Source organism: Methylobacillus sp. DLP286 (assembly GCF_056636515.1).
Genome location: NZ_CM153145.1, coordinates 2,107,900 through 2,127,233, shown reverse-complemented (window position 1 = coordinate 2,127,233; position 19,334 = coordinate 2,107,900). Strand labels below are relative to the sequence as shown.

18 protein-coding genes are annotated in these 19,334 nt (G+C 58.1%); 6 read left to right on the top strand and 12 right to left on the bottom strand.

Going from position 1 to position 19,334, the window contains the following annotated elements:
- Window positions 1-14 precede the first annotated feature (14 nt).
- The 4 genes from ACWXTG_RS10140 to ACWXTG_RS10125 all read right to left on the bottom strand — a co-directional run bounded on the left by ACWXTG_RS10140 (window position 15) and on the right by ACWXTG_RS10125 (window position 5,298).
- Window positions 15-2,645, bottom strand: coding sequence for a S8 family peptidase (locus ACWXTG_RS10140; RefSeq protein WP_480219811.1), 2,631 nt, complete (start codon window positions 2,643-2,645; stop codon window positions 15-17).
- A gap of 17 nt (window positions 2,646-2,662) precedes the next feature.
- On the bottom strand, window positions 2,663-3,676 hold the full coding sequence (locus tag ACWXTG_RS10135) for an AAA family ATPase (RefSeq protein WP_480219810.1): 1,014 nt from the start codon (window positions 3,674-3,676) through the stop codon (window positions 2,663-2,665).
- A 321-nt stretch (window positions 3,677-3,997) separates the two neighbouring features.
- Window positions 3,998-4,732, bottom strand: a complete 735-nt coding sequence (locus tag ACWXTG_RS10130) for a dienelactone hydrolase family protein (protein ID WP_480219809.1) — start codon at window positions 4,730-4,732, stop codon at window positions 3,998-4,000.
- A 158-nt stretch (window positions 4,733-4,890) separates the two neighbouring features.
- The gene (locus tag ACWXTG_RS10125; protein ID WP_480219808.1) at window positions 4,891-5,298 is read right to left on the bottom strand and encodes a PsiF family protein; all 408 of its coding nucleotides are present in this window, start codon (window positions 5,296-5,298) and stop codon (window positions 4,891-4,893) included.
- Window positions 5,299-5,742: 444 nt separating this feature from the next.
- On the opposite strand from ACWXTG_RS10125, the gene ACWXTG_RS10120 reads away from it, so the two are divergent.
- Window positions 5,743-5,988 (top strand): hypothetical protein, encoded by a 246-nt coding sequence (locus ACWXTG_RS10120; protein ID WP_480219807.1) that lies wholly within the window; start codon window positions 5,743-5,745, stop codon window positions 5,986-5,988.
- Between the two features lie 22 nt (window positions 5,989-6,010).
- On the opposite strand, the gene gndA is transcribed toward ACWXTG_RS10120, so the two are convergent.
- Window positions 6,011-7,522: an NADP-dependent phosphogluconate dehydrogenase gene (gene gndA, locus ACWXTG_RS10115; protein WP_309565854.1), complete on the bottom strand. Its 1,512-nt coding sequence runs from the start codon at window positions 7,520-7,522 to the stop codon at window positions 6,011-6,013.
- A gap of 160 nt (window positions 7,523-7,682) precedes the next feature.
- Window positions 7,683-8,093: a MerC domain-containing protein gene (locus ACWXTG_RS10110; protein ID WP_480219806.1), complete on the bottom strand. Its 411-nt coding sequence runs from the start codon at window positions 8,091-8,093 to the stop codon at window positions 7,683-7,685.
- 346 nt (window positions 8,094-8,439) lie between these two features.
- Between ACWXTG_RS10110 and ACWXTG_RS10105 the strand changes: the two genes are divergently transcribed.
- The 3 genes from ACWXTG_RS10105 (at window position 8,440) to ACWXTG_RS10095 (ending at window position 9,934) form a co-directional block, all read left to right on the top strand.
- Window positions 8,440-8,793: a hypothetical protein gene (locus ACWXTG_RS10105; protein ID WP_480219805.1), complete on the top strand. Its 354-nt coding sequence runs from the start codon at window positions 8,440-8,442 to the stop codon at window positions 8,791-8,793.
- Between the two features lie 14 nt (window positions 8,794-8,807).
- Window positions 8,808-9,344: a YMGG-like glycine zipper-containing protein gene (locus ACWXTG_RS10100; protein WP_309565852.1), complete on the top strand. Its 537-nt coding sequence runs from the start codon at window positions 8,808-8,810 to the stop codon at window positions 9,342-9,344.
- Window positions 9,345-9,415: 71 nt separating this feature from the next.
- Window positions 9,416-9,934 carry a hypothetical protein gene (locus ACWXTG_RS10095; RefSeq protein WP_480219804.1) on the top strand — a complete coding sequence of 173 codons (519 nt, stop codon included), beginning with the start codon at window positions 9,416-9,418 and terminating at the stop codon, window positions 9,932-9,934.
- 22 nt (window positions 9,935-9,956) lie between these two features.
- Here the strand turns inward: ACWXTG_RS10095 and ACWXTG_RS10090 are convergent, their stop codons facing one another.
- Complete coding sequence (locus tag ACWXTG_RS10090; protein WP_480219803.1) at window positions 9,957-10,655, bottom strand: uracil-DNA glycosylase; 699 nt, start codon at window positions 10,653-10,655, stop codon at window positions 9,957-9,959.
- A 166-nt stretch (window positions 10,656-10,821) separates the two neighbouring features.
- Between ACWXTG_RS10090 and ACWXTG_RS10085 the strand changes: the two genes are divergently transcribed.
- Window positions 10,822-11,118, top strand: coding sequence for a hypothetical protein (locus ACWXTG_RS10085; RefSeq protein ID WP_309565849.1), 297 nt, complete (start codon window positions 10,822-10,824; stop codon window positions 11,116-11,118).
- Between the two features lies 1 nt (window position 11,119).
- On the opposite strand, the gene ACWXTG_RS10080 is transcribed toward ACWXTG_RS10085, so the two are convergent.
- On the bottom strand, window positions 11,120-12,019 hold the full coding sequence (locus ACWXTG_RS10080) for a LysR family transcriptional regulator (RefSeq protein WP_480219802.1): 900 nt from the start codon (window positions 12,017-12,019) through the stop codon (window positions 11,120-11,122).
- A gap of 117 nt (window positions 12,020-12,136) precedes the next feature.
- On the opposite strand from ACWXTG_RS10080, the gene ACWXTG_RS10075 reads away from it, so the two are divergent.
- Window positions 12,137-12,889 carry an SDR family NAD(P)-dependent oxidoreductase gene (locus ACWXTG_RS10075; protein WP_480221227.1) on the top strand — a complete coding sequence of 251 codons (753 nt, stop codon included), beginning with the start codon at window positions 12,137-12,139 and terminating at the stop codon, window positions 12,887-12,889.
- Between the two features lie 91 nt (window positions 12,890-12,980).
- Here the strand turns inward: ACWXTG_RS10075 and ACWXTG_RS10070 are convergent, their stop codons facing one another.
- The 4 genes from ACWXTG_RS10070 to ACWXTG_RS10055 are packed head-to-tail and all read right to left on the bottom strand — an operon-like array spanning window position 12,981 to window position 19,127.
- Window positions 12,981-14,198 carry a hybrid sensor histidine kinase/response regulator gene (locus ACWXTG_RS10070; RefSeq protein ID WP_480219801.1) on the bottom strand — a complete coding sequence of 406 codons (1,218 nt, stop codon included), beginning with the start codon at window positions 14,196-14,198 and terminating at the stop codon, window positions 12,981-12,983.
- The gene (locus ACWXTG_RS10065) at window positions 14,188-14,799 is read right to left on the bottom strand and encodes a chemotaxis protein CheB (RefSeq protein WP_480219800.1); all 612 of its coding nucleotides are present in this window, start codon (window positions 14,797-14,799) and stop codon (window positions 14,188-14,190) included. The genes ACWXTG_RS10070 and ACWXTG_RS10065 overlap by 11 nt, the downstream gene beginning before the upstream one ends.
- Window positions 14,796-15,611, bottom strand: a complete 816-nt coding sequence (locus ACWXTG_RS10060; RefSeq protein ID WP_407996224.1) for a CheR family methyltransferase — start codon at window positions 15,609-15,611, stop codon at window positions 14,796-14,798. The genes ACWXTG_RS10065 and ACWXTG_RS10060 overlap by 4 nt, the downstream gene beginning before the upstream one ends.
- Before the next feature lie 51 nt (window positions 15,612-15,662).
- Entirely contained in the window at window positions 15,663-19,127 is a 3,465-nt protein-coding gene (locus ACWXTG_RS10055; protein WP_480219799.1) for a response regulator, read from the bottom strand.
- Window positions 19,128-19,334 lie beyond the last annotated feature (207 nt).

The window sequence follows — 19,334 nt, the reverse complement described above, 5'->3', positions numbered from 1 at the left end:
ATGCCGTTATGCGATCACCGGCCTATGCCCGGTGCAATACGCACCGGCTGCTTGATACGGGCGCGGACTTGCTGGTAGATCGGAATGTCTTCCGTCGCTTCCAACGTCACAGCGAGCCCGTAGGGAATGACAGCATCAAGGCGTGCAGTCGCGTCCTTTTTGCAGGTGACGCGAATGCGCAAGGTCTCGCCATCCTCGAAGGCCTGGATCTGCTTCTTGCCTTCCAGCACTTCATGCTGCACGGTGCCACGCTCGACCTGATTGTGGTCACCGTCCTGACGATCCAGTTTAAGGATCTGACTGGACCAATTTCCCCCTCCTGGCTCTAGCGTCAGCTTGGCTTCTCGAAGATTGCGGTGGTCCGGATTGATTGGTGTCAGCCAAGCGAGAGTCACGACCAACCGCCGCCAAATCCTTTGGGAAGAAAAACCAGGAGGGATGGGGAAGGCGTATTCATGTACCTCGTTTTCCCGTATTTCTCCGCAGCCTAAAACGGTTGCCCGTTGAGCAGTGCAGGTCAGCACACGCTCGATATCTACCGCGCCATAGCCAAGATAGCGCGTGATGACTTGCTTGAACTGACGAGAGTTGCGCGCATCTTTCAACGCTTGTTCGATGTGTTGCTTGCCAGCGTCGTCTTGCTTAGCGCCATGTACCAGTAGCGCTTTCATCAGCACCGACATCAACGTCTCGGGAATATCCTCCCCCTCCTCGTTGCGTAGTCTGTCCAGCATGTCGTACAGCCGCACCGCACCGCGTGTGGCCAGCGCCGTCGCATTGCTGGTGCCACGCCAGAAAGCTACTTTGTTCAAAACGCCTTGCTGCTCGCTGTCCAGTGCGACCTTTTGGCCTGGCGCACCGATGGAGTTGTTGACACTGTACTGGGTAGAACCATTCAGCACAGGGGCGTTGTAGAGTTGCCGCCCTCCGGGCATGAGGATGTCAGGCTTTATGGAGCGTTTAAAACCAAAGCCTAGGCGGGTGGCAGGGCTAAACAGTGTTGGTGAAGGCAGCACATCGACACGCTGGCCAAATCGCGGATATGCATCTCCAGAGTCATCGGCATGAGCGGCTCCTACCGTAAGGACGTTCATCGCTTCTGCCGGCGAAAGCAGACGCCGGGAAGTCAAGCTATTTGATATCGCTTTAACGGTGGCGCTTATCTTCTCTCCATCAGAAAGAGTGGCGAACTGCTGCTGATTGAGTCCGATATCAATCTCGTCGCAGTAGTTGCCTGCGCTTACGCAGAACAGCACGCGGTGGCGGTAGGCCAACCAGTCGAGTAACCGTGCCCAAGGACTTGGCGTATGGATAAATTCCCGCGCTGTATCACCAATGGAAAGATTGATGACCTTGACTGTAGGCGCTTGCGCGGGGACGTCGCCAGAGCCTTCGAACATGCGCCGAACGGCAATATGGATGCGGTCTTCAAAGAAAACGTCATCCGGCATATGTTCATCATGTTCGCGTGTCTGATGGTCAGGCTGCATCACCGGGATGCAATACAGTTTGTGCGGTAGCGGTTCGGACTCGGGATTGCTGCGATCCCCATGAAGAATCAAGGAAGCCATGGCAGTGCCATGCTTGCGCTCGCCAGGTTGATAAGAGGCCTCCAAGCCAAAGACGTCATCAACCAGCAGTCGATCTTTCAGCGCTTCATGCAATTGCAATGGAGCGCCATCAAGGAGCGCTGCGACAGGAGGAAGGTCACTGACACTTTCGGGGAACGCAGCCGGCTCTCCCTCGCCCTCCTCAGAAACCGCCAGGCTTTGCCCGGTAGGGCGGAAATACATGATGCCGGCGAATTTGAACAGTTCGATGTCGATATCAGCTCCATCTGCAGCTACTTGATGGAGCAGCGATTGAATGGCGTGAGCAGGCAATTCGGCCTTGACCGCATGGAATGCGATCTGAGGCATATCAAGGAACGCCGAAAGCGTTTGGCCTCCGAGGCCTTCAAGCAATGAACGAATTGCTGCTTCATTATTTCGACGCTTCTCAACCATCTTGCGGTAGAAAAGCTCAATCTGAAATCTGATCTTCTCTTCGGGGTCAAGGGGTTCAAGCAGGTCCTGCCAGCGGTCGATCATTCCTGTTTCAACCAATGTCTCCTCAATGCCCCAGCGCCTCAGCATGTTCAATTGCTCGAAAACGGCTTTCCACTTTGTTTTTCCGTGGGGCAGGCCTCTATTGGCTTTCCATTGCTCCCAAAGCGCGAGAATCTCTTGCAAGCCAGCCATGTTGCTCATGGCCAGAAACATGCGACCGCTCAGCGGCTTAACCGCAGGTTGACCGGCAGCATCTTGCTCATGGAAGCCTTCATCCTCAGCCTCCAGGTCGTCGATTTCCGTCTCCCCTAGCCACTCTAAGCCAGCCGCTTCAACGGCTTGTCGGAAGTCGTCCAGACGTCCAACGATCTCGATGACTAGGACCATTTCAGGTTCGAGCCCGGCCAGAGCACCAGTCAGGCTGGCCTGATAGCGTGCGAAGTCTTCTTCCAGATGTTCGATCTGTCTTCCAATACGGGCTACCTGGGCACCATGGCCGGGCAAATTCTGTTTTCCCGGAGGAAAACCGTTGCCCTTTTCTGGCTGGAGAATTCGCTTTTCAGGAAAAACCAGTAATGGCAAGTACTCATCAGGCATATCCCCCTCCTTGTGCCTTATTCGTCTGATACTTCTTTATTGGCAGGTTTCAACCGCTTCTTCCATTGTTCCAACCTGGAAGAGACGATGGTTCTGGCGTCATCCACCTTCTGATCTAGTACCGCTCTCCGGACTACTCCCAAGCAAAACTCTTCCACCTCTGAAAAACTGAGGCCTAAAAGTCTTTTTGCGACAGTCTCATTGGCCAAGCCAAAATTGACCTTGCTGCGTTCACTGATAGTGGCGACGAACGCGGTCAACTGTGCGCGAGTGGGAAGAGGGAGTTCCAGTCGAACCTGAAAGCGCCGCCAAACGGCCCTATCCAAAAGCTCTGGGTGATTACTAGCAGCAACGACAACGACATAATCTGGAAGATCGTCGAGTTGAAGAAGCAAAGAGCTGACTACACGCTTTATCTCCCCCGTTTCATGAGTGTCACCTCGCTCTTTGCCCAATGTTTCGAACTCGTCAAAGAACAACACGCAGCGCCGTGTTCGAGCGTAGTCAAGCAAGGCTTTCAAGCGTATAGAAGTTTCGCCCAGGTAGCTGCCAATCAACGACTCATAACGCACAACGATCAGCGGCACCATCAATTGAAATGCTAACGCTTCAGCAACCGATGTTTTACCGTTTCCTGGCGATCCAACCAGCAGGATTCGGTGCCTTGGGCTCAAGCCGTGAGCATGCAGCAACTCGGCACGATGCTGCTCCTCGACAACTTCTCGTAATTGCCCGCGAATACTTTCGTTAAGCACCAAGCTTTCGAGTGAGCGCTCCGGTGTCAACTCGGCAATCAGATCTTTCTGCGCGACACCCCCAGTCTGGGTTGGTCGCGTCGTTGCCGTGGAAGACTGGAACAAGGTTGGTTGATGAGCAGGCGCTCGTAATGCCTTTTCCAGGCGATCGGCCAGTATTCGGTGCCCCTTGCCGCGTTCTTCTTGAATCAAGGCTTCGGTCGACTTCCGAAAAGAAGGTTGGTCGCCGCTGCTGGCTGCTTTTACCAGGGCGACCAGGGTATCAGCTTGTGCCATAGTTATTTACCTTAATGAAATCGTGATGGGTCATTGTCGTGTGCTGGCTGTTAAGTGAGTATTGCTAGTCCACGCTAGTCTTTGCCTGGATATGACGTGTCATGATCAAGCACGCGGCACGCTTATGAAAGGCGTAGTCACCTTATCCATATTTCGTGACAATCTATTCTTTAGGCATCAACTGATGCGAATGATTTTATCAGGTATTGAGGCCTGAACTACTGGGGCAGTTTAAGGTATTGAATTCAACGTTGGTTGAAAGGTCGAGGTAGTTGTCTCATAACGGATAAAAACCACAGTTGCCTGTGGTTTCTGAAGTGCTTACAGCGTATTGCTGAACAGCTGCAAGGCCAGCTGGTAGCCCGTGGCGGCGAGCTGCGGGTCGTAGCGCTCGCCCTCGTCGCGCATGAAGGCGTGCTGGCCGTTGAACTCGTGCCAGGTGAAGCTGAGGCCCGCATCGGTCAATTGTTGGTAGACCTGCACGCGGCCTGCGGTCGGGATGTGGTTGTCCTGCTTGCCCCAGATCATGAGCAGTTCGCCCTTGATGTCGGCCAGGCGTTCCATGCTGTGCTGGCCCGGCTTGTTGGGGATGACCTGGGTATGCAGGTCGGTCGCGTAGAAACAGGCGGTAGCCTTGACTTCAGGTTGCAGGGCGGCGCGGAATGCCAGGTGGCCGCCGATACAGAAGCCTGCGGCGCCGATGTTGCCGTTGAACCATGGCTGGGTTTGTACCCATTCGATCATGGCACGGTTGTCGCTGTCGTAGCCTTGCACATCCTTGGCAGATTTGTCGGCATTGCCCTTGTCGCGGCCTGCGTCATCGTAGGCGAGCACGGTGCCGATCGGGTTGAGTTCGTGGAAGACTTCCGGCACCAGCACAGCGTAGCCGTGGCCTGCCAGGAAGCGTGCGGCACGCTCGATCGGGCCGGTCTGCTGGAATATCTCGGAGTAGAATAGGATCGCAGGGAAACGGCCTGCGCCAGCAGGACGATGCACAAAGGTGCGCATGGTGCCAGTTGGGGTCTCCAGGTCGACGATATGGCTTTGAATCAGCATTACGTGGCTCCTCCCACAAATAAATTATCAATGACTGCCTATATTCTATCGCGCCAGGCGCAATTCATGCAGGGATATCAAGCGGATGCGGGGCAAATCAGGCAGGCTAGCCCCGGGAAACGGCCTTGAACAGGCCCCGGGGTTGGCTGGATGGCGGGTTAGTTGGCGGACAGGCAGCTTTTCATGAAGTCCTTGCGGGCATCGCCGCTTAGGTTTTTCTTGCCTGCCTCGGTATTGCAGCTCTTCATTTTCTGCTGCTGGGAATTGCCGGCCAGCTCAGGCGTTCCGGACAGGCAGTTCTTCATGAACGCCTTGCGTTCGTCGCCCTTGAGGTTCTTTTCGCCAGCGGAGGCGTTGCATGACTTCATGCGCTCCTGCTGGGTGTTGGCCGGCGTATCGGCGGTGGCGGACAAGCACGATTTCATGAAATCCTTGCGGGCGTCACCGCTCAGGCTCTTGGCGGAAGCATCGGCATTGCAGGATTTCATCTTGTCCTGCTGCGGGTTGGCCTGGGCGGTGCTGATACAGAGGATGGATAACAACAGGGCGCTGATGAGCGGTTTCATTGCAAAGGTCTCCTCGTCGGGTAGTTGAGCCAAGTCCTGGCTTGTTGGGAACTGCAATGCCTATCTTACTGCCAATTCCACCCACGGGGTCGCTGTGGAGCGGTGAAATGACAATTGTTGACTAAGACAATTCTTCCACAATGTCCATCAAGGTATGCTGCACGTAAATGACGCCCAGCGCCAGGGCGTTGGCTAGGCGCAGCAGGGGCTGGCTGAGGAGTTGCATGGCGATATTCCTGACTTGTGAAATTCCTCGCCATCATCCCTCGACAGTATGACAATGATGTGATCCGAAAACCGGTGCCGTGCCAACCGATGAATGCATATACGGGTCGGCGTTGAAAAGCATGCAACACGGGGATCAAGGCTTTAAACCCTTGCAGGAATTGGGGTCCGGCCTGCAGAATTCATAATGACTTAGGTTGTTTGAAGGAGAGTGACATCATGCGGCAGTCATTGCTACAAGCCGTGGAGCTGGCGTTGAATGATGATTGGGATGCTGCCCATGAGATTGCGCAGGATTTCAACGACGTGGTTGCGCATTGGATCCATGCCGTATTGCACAAGATCGAGGGCGACGAGTGGAACAGCCGCTATTGGTACCGGCGGACTCCGCACGAATATGAGGAGTATGCAGACCCCAAGGCGGAACTGCGGGCGATTGCCGCGGTATTGAAAGGCGGGAACTGAAACTTCCCGCCTTAAGTCACGTTTATACCTTTAACTGAGGACGTCCCGGTTCAGGCCAGTCGGTGTGGAAGAACTCGCCGCGTGGCTGGTCCGTGCGTTCGTAGGTATGGGCGCCGAAGTAGTCGCGTTGCGCTTGCAGCAGATTGGCAGGCAATGTCGCACTGCGGTAGCCGTCGTAGTAGGAAAGCGCTGCGCAGAACGCCTGGGCCGGGATGCCGTTGCGCACGGCGAGAGATACCACTTCCCGCCAGCTTTCCTGACCTTCGTCTAGCGCCTCGGTGAAGTAAGGGTCCAGCATCAGGTTCTTCAGGCGTGAATCCAGCGCGTAAGCATCGGTGATCTTCTGCAGGAACCGGGCGCGGATGATGCAGCCGCCACGCCAGATTTGCGCAATCTCGCCGAAGTTGAGCTTCCAGTTGTAGGCGACCTGGGCCTTGTCCATCAATTGGAAGCCCTGGGCGTAGGCGCATATCTTGGAGCAATACAAGGCATTGCGGATCGCCTCGATCAGCTTCTCGCGGTCGGATTCCAGCTTGATTGCAGGCCCCTTGAGGATGCCGCTGGCTTCGACGCGCTCATCCTTCACTGTCGACAATGCGCGCGCGAACACGGCCGCGGCGATCGCATTGGCCGGGGAGCCCAGCTCAAGCGCGTTGGCGGCGGTCCATTGCCCGGTGCCCTTCTGCCCTGCGGCATCCATGATCTTGTCCACGAGGAAGCCGTCGCCGGCAGGGTCCTTCTGCTGCAGGATATCCCCGGTGATCTCGATCAGGAAGCTCGACAGCTCGCCCTTGTTCCATTCCTCGAATACCTTGCCGATTTCGTCTGCGCGCATGCCGAGCAGGTTCTTCATGAGCCAGTAGGCTTCGCAGATCAGCTGCATGTCGATGTATTCGATGCCGTTGTGCACCATCTTGACGTAATGTCCCGCGCCGTCGGGGCCGATGTACTCGGCGCAGGAGAAGCCGCCCTGCAACGGCTTGCCCGGCTCGGCACCCTCGATAGGCTTGCCGGTGCGCGGGTCTACCTTGGCAGCGATGTCGCGCCAGATCGGCTCCAGGGACGACCATGCCTTGCGCGTGCCGCTGGGCATGAGCGACGGGCCGAAACGCGCGCCGGTCTCGCCGCCCGATACGCCCGAGCCGATGAATTCGAGTCCCTTGGCCTTGAGTTCTTTCTCGCGGCGGATGGTATCCGTCCAGAGCGCATTGCCGCCATCGATGATGATGTCGCCCTCTTCCAGGAACGGGATCAACGCATTGATGGTGACGTCGGTGGCGCTGCCGGCTTTTACCAGCAATACGATCTTGCGGGGACGCTTGATGCTCAGTACGAAGGTGGCGAGGTCTTCAAAGCCCTTGAGGTTGCCGGCGGAAGGCTCGTTGTCCTTGCAGTGGGCGATGAATTTGCGTGTTTTTTCCGGATCGCGGTTGTAGACGGAGATCGTGTAGCCGTGATCTGCGATGTTTAATGCTAGGTTCTGCCCCATGACTGCTAAACCAATGAGGCCAATATCAGCGGTATTTGTACTCATGATGATTGCTTCTTGTTAATTAGGGTGGATAGAAACGAGAGCCAAAACCAACGCGCGAGCATATACAACTCTGTAAAACGGCTCCCAAGCCAGACTATAGACCTTTATGGAAAAACCTACAAAGCCAAAGTTCCGGGAATTTTGGAAATTGTGATGATTCTTATGGGTTTGCCGGGCTTGTGTCGGCGAGGTGGGAAATGAGCTTGAGACGGCGGTTGAGGGTATGGCCTGCGATCAGGAGCAAACTGCCCGGTATCGTCAGTGCGATTTCGGCAGCGGTGTTCATGGGCACGAATGCGGCGGCGCCTACCAAGGCCAGCCCGGCGGCCAGCAACAAGCTGGGCTTGCCATCGCCGTGATGGCGCAAACCCGACCATGCGCCGAAAATGGCTGCGGGCAGCAGGGCAATGAACAGCCAGACGTGCACAGCCTCATCGAGGAACACGGAAAGCGGCAGGATCATGGCGATCAAGGGCAGCACGGTACAGTGGATCAGGCAAAGCAGCGAGACGAAATTGCCGAATTTGTCCCAGCTAAGGAATTTTGGATCGGTGAGGCGGATGATGTGCACCACAGTTGCAGAGGTTAACGAATGTGGATTCTAGCCCAATGCGTGGCGTGGAGCAACTGTGTTGCAATTTTATGACACGGGGAACCGGTAGTTTTTCTCAGTCTGTGGTTATTCTCTTTGCCTGCCCAATCCGGCAGTCAGTCGACTGAGAAAAGAGCCTGCTGGCTGGGATATGACTGTCAGGGGATTGTTTACCCAGAATTACCTAACTTTACACTGGCCCTACAAACTTAGGCTCAGCCTTGCCAGTCTTACGTTTACTTTCCAAACAAGGGACGAATCGAGGTGTATGGTGGCAATCTCTAAACGGTCGATGATACTTCTTGCACTGACCGGCAGCTTGCTGATGAGCGTGAGTGCCCAGGCTGACCCATGGCGGGGCGGGCACCGTCATGGCGGCGGCCCCAATATCGGGTTTTATTTTGGCCCGGGTTTCTATGGTCCCGGCTGGGGGCCTTATTATCCGCGTCCTTACTATGCTGTGCCCACCTATCCCTATTACCCACCCGTGATCGTCGCCCCGGCGCCGGCACCTGTGCCGCCGCCGGTCTACATCGAGCAGGCTCCGCAGCAAAGCGCTGCCCCTGATGCGGCGGATAGCGGGTATTGGTATTACTGCAAGCAGCCGGAAGGTTACTACCCCTACGTGAAGGAATGCCCTGCGGGCTGGCAAAAGGTTGCGCCGCAGCCGGCACGGTAATGGAGGGATGCATCATGAAACGCGTTGCCGCATTGATTCCGTTGCTGTTGTTGAGCGCCTGCGCCACCTTGCCCCCGGACGGCCCGAGCCGCATGGCCCTGCCGGGCAGCACCAAGAGTTTCGACCAATTCCGCTATGACGACGGCATTTGCCGCCAGTTCGGCCTGGAGCAAAGCGGCTCTGCCAAGACCGCGGCCCAGGATAGCGCAGTGACGAGTGCCGCAGTGGGCACGGTGGTGGGCGGTTTGCTCGGCGCCGCGGTCGGGGGGCATGAAGGGGCTGCCGTCGGTGCGGGTTCCGGTTTGCTGGTCGGCACCATGGCCGGTACCGGCATGGCGGCGGACTCCTACCAGGCTTCCCAAGCGCGTTACGACAATGCCTATACGCAATGCATGTACGCCAAGGGGCACAAGGTGGCGGTGTCGGGCAGGCTGGCCCAGGTCCGCGAGCAGGCGGCCCCTGTGCGCCGCAGCGTGCCGCCTCCGCCCCCGCCACCGGGATATCGCGGCGAGCCGTTGTCGGCCGGCGTACCACCGGATTACCGGGAATAGAACATTTTCAAGTTGTTTGCATGTATCGGGGATAGATAGCGCGTTCGAGAACGCAGGATCAGGAGGACAGTATGAAACAGGTGAATAAAAACAGACTTTGGTCAGCCCTTGGCATGGTATTGATTGCCAGCATGCTCGGCCAGACGGCCGCCTATGCGGACCGGGACGACAGGCATGATCGGGGGCAGCGTCAGGAGCAACGCTGGGATAGAGGCCATGACCGTGGTCATGGCGACCGGCAGTACAGGCAGTACAGGCAGCAAGACAGGCGTTGGGATCGCGGTGCGCGTCCCGTGATTGTGCAGCAGAATGTGCACTATCAATTCCGCGACCAGGACAGGGCAAGGCTGTATACGCAATACCAGCGCAGCCTGCGCGGGGTCAGGTGGGACCACAGGCCGGATTTCCGCGCCGGCTACGCCGTTCTGCCCGCGTATCGTCCCTATATCACTCCCGTACCGGTCCATGTGCTGCGCACGTTGCCACCGCCGCCGCCAGGATATGTGATCGGCTACTACCAAGGTTATAACGTGGTTTACGATCCCACGACCTATGTCATCCTGACGGCGATAGACCTGCTGGCAAGGTAACGCCGGGGCTGGACAGTGCAGTTCAGCGGGCTATCGGCTCTCCCCACTGCACCTCGCCCAGCCCAAAATTGCGCAATGCAGCATTGACCCTGGAATAGGGTTGGCTGCCGAAGAATCCGCGATGGGCGGACAGCGGAGAAGGGTGCGCCGAGCTGATGACATGATGCTGGGGAGCGATCAACGGACGGAATTGTTGCGCATGGCTCCCCCAGAGGATGAACACCAGCGGCGTCTCGCGCTGGCCCAGGTAGTGGATGACGGCGTGGGTGAACGCCTGCCATATCTTGCTGTGGGCGCCCGCAACGCCGCCGCGCGTGGTGAGCGAGGCATTGAGCAGCAGAACCCCTTGCTTCGCCCACGGCATCAGGTTGCCGCTCGACAGGGTCTGGCCCACGTCCGTTTGCATCTCCTTGATCATATTGCGCAATGATGGCGGCGGCCTGACCCCTTCCGGTACGGAAAACGACAAACCATGGGCTTGCTGGATGCCGCGATCCTCGCCATGGTAAGGGTCCTGTCCCAGCAACACCACCCTGGCCTTTGCCGGCTCTACCTGGCGCAATGCCTCGAACCACAATCCCCGGCGCGGGCGTACATCCTCCACCGTCTCCAGGCTGGCGCTGATGCTGTTGTACAGCGCCTGCAATTCGGGAACGGCTTCTACCCAGGCGGCAGGAAGCGACTCCGGGTGCGGATGGGTCACGGGATCTAGCAGCGTCATTGTCGGTCTCAATCATGTAGGAACGATGCAGCCTACGGTACTAAATTCATTGGTGCCGGGCAAGCGCAAAAGGCGTAATATCGTTCTGGCGTGTACCGCCCTGAGAATAGATACCAAGACAGGCGCCAGACTTGTCGGCGATATGATTCAACACTATGGAGAAAGCATGATGAAAACCCTGGCTATCCTATCCTTGTCCCTCTTTGCCACCATGCCTGCCATCGCCAAATCAGTGGCAGAAGATGAGTTCCAGGTCATGAAGGCTTGTCATGTGAATGCGACCGCTATGAACCTTGATGGGCACGTGCGTGAGCACTACCTCAACAATTGCGTGCTGTCGAAAACCTATGCGAGCGAGGCGGCACACCAGGCCCGCAAACAGTGCCAGATCAGTGCCACGGCGATGAACCTGGACGGGGATACGCGGCGTAATTACCTCGCCTCCTGCCTGGCGAGCAATTGAATTAGGCAAGGTAGTCTTGTAACCGGTTCGCCAGCCAGTCCATGAATACGCGGACCCGGCGCGGTTGGTGGCGCCGGTTCGGGTATAGCATGGAAACCGGCATCGGCGCTGCGCGGTATTCCGGCAGCAGTTCGACCAGCCTGCCATCCCGGATATGGGCCTTGGCTGCCGCCTGCGGCACCTGGATGATGCCCAGCCCGGCCAGGCAGGCCTGGATGTAGGCATCGCTGTTGTTGACGGTGATGATGGATTGCATCTTCATGCGATTGGTGTCGTTTCCCTGCACGTATTCCCAGTACGCTTCCTCCGAACCCAGCACCTGCGCGTAATGCACCATGAAATGCCGTTCCAGGCCGTCCAAGGATAGCGGCATGCCGTGCCGCTGCAGATATGCCGGGCTGGCGCAGTTGACGATGGGGTGAATACCGATCTGGCGCGCGACCAGCCCGGAGTCCCCCAAGCTGCCGACGCGCAGCACGCAATCGAAGCCTTCCGCTACCAGGTCTACCCGGCGGTCGGTGCTGCTGAGCTCGATCTTGATGCCGGGATGCTGCTGCAGGAACGCAGGCAGGTGCGGCATCAGCACTTCGCGTGCGACGGCAAGCGGCACATCCACGCGGATGCGCCCTTGAATGCCTTTTTCGTCGAGCAGGAACATGGATTCCAGCTCATCCACGTCGGTCAGCAAATCCTTGCAGCGCTGGTAGAACAATTGGCCGTCATGGGTGAGCACCACCTTGCGCGTCGTGCGTTGCAGCAGCCTGGTCCCGAGGTGGGCTTCGAGGTTCTGCACCGCCATCGAGATGCTGCCCTTGGGCAGGCCTAGGCTGATGGCGGCCTGGGTGAAGCTAGAGAGTTCCGCAACGCGCGCAAACACCGTCATGGCATGCAGCTTGTCCATAAAGTGATTTCCATTTTGTTCAAATTATTTGAACAGTGTAATCATTTGGTGAGTATTTATCACGATTTGTTATCGCAATAGACTGTGTCCACATTCATTTACCAAGGAGGCAGCATCATGGGCAAGATCGCGATTATCACCGGCGGCAACCGCGGACTGGGGCGCAACATGGCCCTCCACCTCGCGCGCAAGGGCGTGGACAGCATCATTACCTACCGCAACGGCAGGGAGCAGGCAGACGCGGTGGTCGCCGAGATCGGGCAATTGGGGGCGAAAGCCGCCGCCTTGCAGCTGGACGTGGGCGACAGCAGCAGCTTTGCGGCCTTTGCTAGGAGCGTGCGCCCACTATTGCAGCAATGGGGCAGGCCGGATTTCGATTTCCTCGTCAATAACGCCGGCATAGGCATTCATAGCCCGATCATCGAGACCACGGAGCAGCAGTTTGACGAACTGGTGAATATCCATTTCAAGGGCGTGTTTTTCCTCACCCAGGCATTGTTGCCCTTGCTGCGGGACGGCGGGCACATCCTCAACCTCTCCAGCGGCCTCACTCGCTTCTCGCTGCCGGGCTATGCCGCCTATGCCGCGATGAAGGGCGGGGTCGAGGTGCTGACCAGGTATCTTGCCAGGGAGCTGGGCTCGCGCGGCATCCGGGTCAACGTGCTGGCGCCCGGGGCCATAGAGACCGACTTTGGCGGCGGCGCGGTGCGCGACAATGAGGATATCAACCGTTTCGTCGCCGAGCAGACCGCATTGGGGCGCGTAGGCCTGCCTGACGACATTGGAGGGTTGGTGGCGGTGTTGCTGTCGGAAGAGAGCGGCTGGGTCAACGGCCAGCGCATCGAGGCGTCCGGCGGAATGTTCTTGTAACACATATGTTTGGCTTGTAAGCAGGTGCCGATCCACGCACCTGCTGCCGGGACTTAATATTCCGCACGCAGCCATCGCGGACTTTATGTGTTTAAGCGTGGTGCGCCGTTTGCTGGATTTGCAACGGCAGATGCAACGTGAACGTGGAGCCTTCGCCGAGAGTGCTTTGCACCGTGATCCTGCCCTGGTGCGCTTCTGCCAGTTGCTGTGCAATATAGAGTCCTAACCCAAGCCCCGCGCTCACCTGGTTGCCCTGGCAGCGCTCGAAGGCGAGGAAGATGCGGGCCTGGTCTTCGGGCGAGATGCCCAATCCCTGGTCCTTGACGGCAATCAAGGCATGGCCTGCTTGCTGTTGCAGCGAGATATGGATGGGTTTTGCATTGCCATAGCGCATGGCGTTGGTGAGCAGGTTGGCAATGATCTGCTCCAGGCGGAAAGCGTCCCATTCGCCATGGATATGTTCCTCCGCTTCCAGCTCGAGGGTGTAGCCCAGCGTCTTTGCCTGCGGCGTCAGGTCGTGCACCAGGCGTTGCAGTAGTTCGGTCAGGTTGGTGCTGATCGGGCGCACGGACAATTTGCCGCTGGAGATGCGCGTGAGGTCCAGCATGTCGTCGATCAGGCGGATCATGTTCTTGATCTGCCGGCGGTCGCGTTCCGTCATCTTTTGCAGTTCCGCCTGGGTGAAGGCCGCGAGGTTTTCGCGCTCCAGCTGCAAGGTGCGCACCTGCACATCCAGGAACAGGGTGTTGAGGGGCGTGCGCAGTTCGTGCGCGACCATGGAGATGAAGTTGTCGCGGACGGTGATGGATTTCTCCAGCTCGGCTTGCGTGTGGCGCAGTTCCGCCAGCAGCGATTCCTGTTTTTTCCTGCTGGCTTCCAGCTCGGCAACCTGCCGCTGGATTTCCATGCGTTGTTGGTGTAGCGCGACGAAGACGTTGACCTTGCTCTTGACGGCGCCGATGTCGAGCGGCTTGTGGAGGAAATCGACGGCGCCGGTGGCATAGCCGCGGAAATCGAAGTTGGATTCAGTGGCGGCCGCGGTGACGAATACGATGGGAATGTCGCGCGTCTTGGCCGTGCCGCGCATGAAGTTGGCAAGTTCGAAACCGTCCATGCCCGGCATTTGCACATCGAGGATCGCCAGTGCGAAGTCGTGCTCCAGCATCAGCGCCAGCGCTTCTTCTCCCGATCGTGCCTCATAAATGACACGATCCTCACCACGGATGATGGCAGCGAGCGCCTGCAGGTTTTCTGCCAAGTCATCCACAATCAGCAACTTGCTGGGCAGCAGCTCTGTATTAGTGGACATGTCTTTCCCCCAATGTGATCAATAGTTGTTCGATATCCGCCAAGCGCAGTATCAAGTCGGGTTTTTGCAGACTGATGGCTGCGCGCGGCATGTAATCTATTTCCGCTTCATCCGGATCCTGCACGACGCTGAGGCCGCCGGCCTGCTTGACTGCCTGCAGGCCGGCGGCGCCGTCCTGGTTCGCGCCCGTGAGCAGGATGCCCAGCAGGGCGGCTTCATAGGCGTCCGCGGCAGATTCCATCAGGATATCGATGGCAGGCCGCGAAAAGTGCAATGGCGCTTCGCAGCTCAGCGAGAACTGCAGGTTGTGCTCGATCGACAGGTGGTAGCCTGGCGGGGCGAAGTACAGGGTGCCGGGAGCAATCTCCTCCTTGTCCTCGGCCTCCTTCACCGGCAGGCTGAGATAGTGTTGGAACAGTTCCGCCAGTTTGCTCTCGCGCAGGTTCTGCATATGCAGCAGGGCGACGATGGGAATGGGGTAGCGCATCGGCAATCGATGGAAGAGTTTCAGCATGGCGTCGACGCCGCCTGCGGAAGCGCCGACGACGACCGCCTGAATCGTGCGTTGTTTCAAGGATTGAATGAGTTTTTTCTGCATCATCCTAGCTTGCGGAAAATACGTTCACGTTTTTGCACGGCTTCAAAATGCTGGCTGTAATCAGAGAAATCGATGCTTTCCTTGCTACCCAGGCCAAGGAAGCCGCGATGGCACAACGATTCATGGAACAGTCCGAGCGCACGGTCCTGCAGTTTGCGGTTGAAGTAAATCAGCACGTTGCGGCAGGAGATCAGGTGCGTTTCAGAGAACACGCTGTCGGTGGCGAGGCTATGGTCCGCGAAGGTGACGTTTTCGCACAAGGAGCGATCGAATAGCGCTGCATTGTAGGCCGCCGTATAGTAGTCGGAAAACGCCTGCCTCCCGCCTGCCTCCTGATAGTTCTTGGTGTAAAGCTGCATGCGCGACAACGGGAAAACGCCCTTGCGCGCCTTGTCCAGCGAAACCGGGTTGATGTCCGTCGCATAGATGATGGTGCGTTCCAGCAGGCCTTCCTCGCGCAGCAGGATGGCCAGGGAATAGACCTCCTCCCCGGTGCTGCATCCCGCGACCCAGATATTGAGGGAAGGGTAGGTCCTGAGTATGGGCAGGACTTCCTCGCGCAGGCTGGCGTAATAGCCGGGGTCGCGGAACATCTCGCTCACCGGGATGGTGAGGAATTGCAGCAATTGCATGAACAGGTCGGCGTCATGCAGGATGCGTGCCTGCAGCTCCGAGACGGATTTGCAGTCGAAGGCGCGCACGGCCTGCACCACGCGCCGCTTTTGCGACGAGCCGGTGTAGTCGCGGAAATCGTAGTTGTAGCGCAGGTAGATCGCCTCCGCCAGCAAGCGCAGTTCGATATCCAGCGTGCTCATGTGAGCGTGCGGCTGTTCCGGGGGGTGTCCAGGTTTTTGTTGCATCGCGTTTTACTCGATATGGTTGAGCCCGGCCGGCAGCCAGACGCGCAGCAATGAATACAGGCGCGAAAGCTCGATAGGCTTGGCGAGGTAGTCGTTCATGCCCGCCTTCATGCATTGCTCCTGGTCGTCCTTCATCGCCTTGGCGGTGATGGCGATGATGGGCAGGCGCTCGAAGCGGCCGTCTGCGCGGATGCGGCGCGTGGCTTCCAGGCCGTCCATTTCCGGCATCATGACGTCCATCAGCACCAGGTTGATGTCGGGAATCTGGTTCAGCTTGTTGATGGCCTCGAGGCCGTTGCGCGCCACTTCCACCTTCATGCCCTTCTGCTCCAGCGCGCTGGTCAGGGCGAAGACGTTGCGCACATCGTCATCCACCAGCAGGATGTGGCGCCCGTCAAACACGCGTTCCCGGCTGCGCAAGGCTTGCAGCATGCGTTGGCGCTCGCTGGAAAGCTCGGATTCTACCTTGTGCAGGAACAGGGTGACCTCGTCCAGCAGGCGCTCGGGCGAGCGCGCGCCCTTGATGATGATGGAACGCGAGTACTTCAGCAGTTCCGCCTCTTCATCGCGGCTGAGGGTGCGGCCGGTGTAGACGATGACGGGCGGGAAGGCGCAGATGTCCTCGCTGGACATGCGCTGCAACAGCTCGCTGCCCTGCATGTCCGGCAGCTTGAGGTCGATGATCATGCAGTCGAAGATATTGCTGCGCAATTGCTCCAGCGCCTGCTCGCCGAATTCCACCGCGACGATTTCCACGTCGTCGTCGGCGATCAACTGGTGCACGCTCTCGCGCTGGCGTGCGTCGTCCTCGACCAGCAATACGCGCTTGATTTTCTGCGACAGTTTTTCCTCAAGGCGCGCAAACACCTGCTTCAGCTCTTCCAGCGTCGTGGGCTTGAGCGCGTAGCCGATCGCGCCCAGGTGGAGCGCGGCTTCGGTATGGTCCTCGCTGGAAACCACATGCACGGGGATATGGCGGGTGCGGGTGTTGTTTTTCAGGGTTTGCAGCACGCTGAGCCCCGATTCGTCCGGCAGGCGAATATCCAGCAGGATCGCCTGCGGCTGGTACTCTGCCGCGAGGTGCAGGCCCTCGTCGGCGGCGTGGGCCACTAGGCATTGGTAGCCCATTTCGTGCGCGAGGTCGAAGAGGATGCGCGCAAATGCGGGTTCATCCTCGATCACCAGCACCAGGCGCTGCGAATCCTGGGCTTGCTCGCGGTCATCAGGGAATGCCGGGCCGGTGAACTGCTTGGCAGGGGGCTCCTGCTGTTGCGCGGGTTCGGCCGTATGGGATGGCGCAGGTTCCGGCGGCAGCAAGATGGCGTTGGATTGCCATTCCCGCGGTACCAGCAAGGTGAAGCTGCTGCCTTCGCCGCGGGCGCTTTCCACGCTGATGGAGCCGCCCAGCAAGGCGGCCAGGTTGCGCGAAATCGACAGGCCGAGGCCGGTGCCGCCATAGCGGCGGCTGGAAGTCCCGTCCACCTGGCGGAAAGGCGCGAAGATGGCCTCGTGCATGCTCGGGTCTATGCCGATGCCGGAGTCTTTTACCGTGAAGCTGACCTGGTCGTGCTCATTGGCCGAGATGCGCAGGGAAATATTGCCGCGGTCGGTGAATTTGATGGCATTCGACAACAGGTTCTTCAGTATCTGTTCCAGGCGCTGGCGGTCCGTGTAGACCGTGTTCGGCGTTTCCGGATCGACCTCGATCTTGAAGGCGAGCTTTTTCTGCTGCGCCAGCGGCTCGAACACGGACTCCAACGAGCTCGCCAAGTGTTGGAGGGCGAGTTCCTGCGGCTTCAATTCCAGCTTGCCCGCTTCAACCTTGGAAATGTCGAGGATATCGTTGATCAGGTTGAGCAGGTCGTTGCCCGCGGAATAAATGGTTTGCGCAAACTTCACCTGTTCTTCACTGAGGTTGCCTTCCCGGTTGTCGGCAAGCAGCTTGGCGAGGATGAGGGAGCTATTGAGCGGGGTGCGCAGCTCGTGCGACATATTGGCCAGGAACTCGGATTTATACTGGCTCGCCCGTTCGAGGTCCTCTGCCCTTTCCTGCAACTGGGTTTGAGCCTCTTGCAGGGCAGCGTTCTTTTCATCCAGCCTGAGCGCCTGCTCGGCCAGCTTGTCGTTGGTCTGCTCCAGCTCGGCCTTCTGGTTTTCCAGGGTGGCTTGGGATTCCTCGAGCACGCGGGACTGCTCTTCCAGTTCTTCATTGCTGGTGCGCAGTTCCTCTTGCTGCACTTGCAGTTCCTCGTTGAGCTGCTGGGTTTCAGCCAGCAGGTCCTGCAGGCGCTGGCGCGACAATGCCGCCTCGATGGCGATGCTGAGGTTGCCTGAGATTAAAGAGAGGAATTCTATGGTCAGCGGTTCCGGCTTATGCATGAAGCCCAGTTCAATCACGCCATTGATGCGGCCGTCGTTGTTGATCGGCACGATGACCAGATGGCGCGGCGTTGCGTCGCCCAGGGACGAATTGACCTTGATATAGTCGTGCGGCAGGCTGTCGAGGTCGATGAGGCGGTTTTCTGCCACGGCCTGGCCCAGCAGGCCTTGATGTTCGCGCAATACGGAATCCCGCTGCTCATATTCAGGGCTGAAGCCGTATGTTGCAAAGCGGCGTAACGCGCCATCGTCATCGCGTACATATATAGCACCCACCTGCACGCCGATATAGCTGGCCAGGAAGTCGAGGGAGATGCGGCCGAGTTGCGGTAACGCCATTTGCCCGATGCCCAGCTCGGCCAGGGCTGTCTGGCCCGTGCGCAGCCAGGCCTGCTGTTGCTGGGTGTCCGCGTGTTCCTGCTGGCGCTGCAGGGTTTCCTCATAGTTGTTCGACAGGCTCAGCAGCTCGCGGCGCCCGAAATAGCCTAAAAAGCCGGTCAGTCCCAGTACGAACAGCAGATAGGATGTGAGCGAGAAGGCGATGGTCTTGCGTGCATTGTCATTCCTGTACTTGAGCATGCGCTGCTCGTCCATGACAAAATTGGAAAGCTCGTTGCGGATCTCGTCGAACTGCAGTTTTCCATGGCCTAAACGCAAGGTGGACAAAAAGTCTTCGTTTGCCCGCCGCTTGTCGATCATGATGTTGGCATAGGCATCCCATTGGTCGATGTAGGCCTGGGTACGCTTGAGGCGGTCGATCTGGGTGGGATTGTCCTTGACCAATACCGTCAATGCCGAGATTTCGGCCTGGATCTTGGGCTTGCTGAGCAGGTAGGGCGCGAGGAAGTTGTCATCCCCGCTCAGCAGGTAGCCGCGCATCCCGCTTTCCATATTGACGGCGAGCTTGGACACTTCTTGTGCCTTGCCGATCACGCGTTCGGTATGCTCCACCCAGTTCATGGAGTCGAGCAAGTTGAGGATGAGGACGACAAAGAGCGCTGCGCTTGCAATACCGACCCCGAGCGGCAGCATGATGTTGCGGCGCAGGATGCGCTTGAAACTGGCTTGATCGATATTGGCTTGACCGGTCATGGAGTGCATATCCTGCAGATTTCAAGATGCGGTAGTGTAGCGCAACTGATGGGTTTGCAGGCGTCAAAATCGCCGAATATCGGGAGAATTTCCGGCAAAAACCGGTAAATTCATACAAAGTAAGAATTGTCTTACAAGGGAGGGTAACGGGGTCCTACATAAAAACGCCGGCAAGCCAAAATATCCCTTGCCGGGCTTTTTGATCAT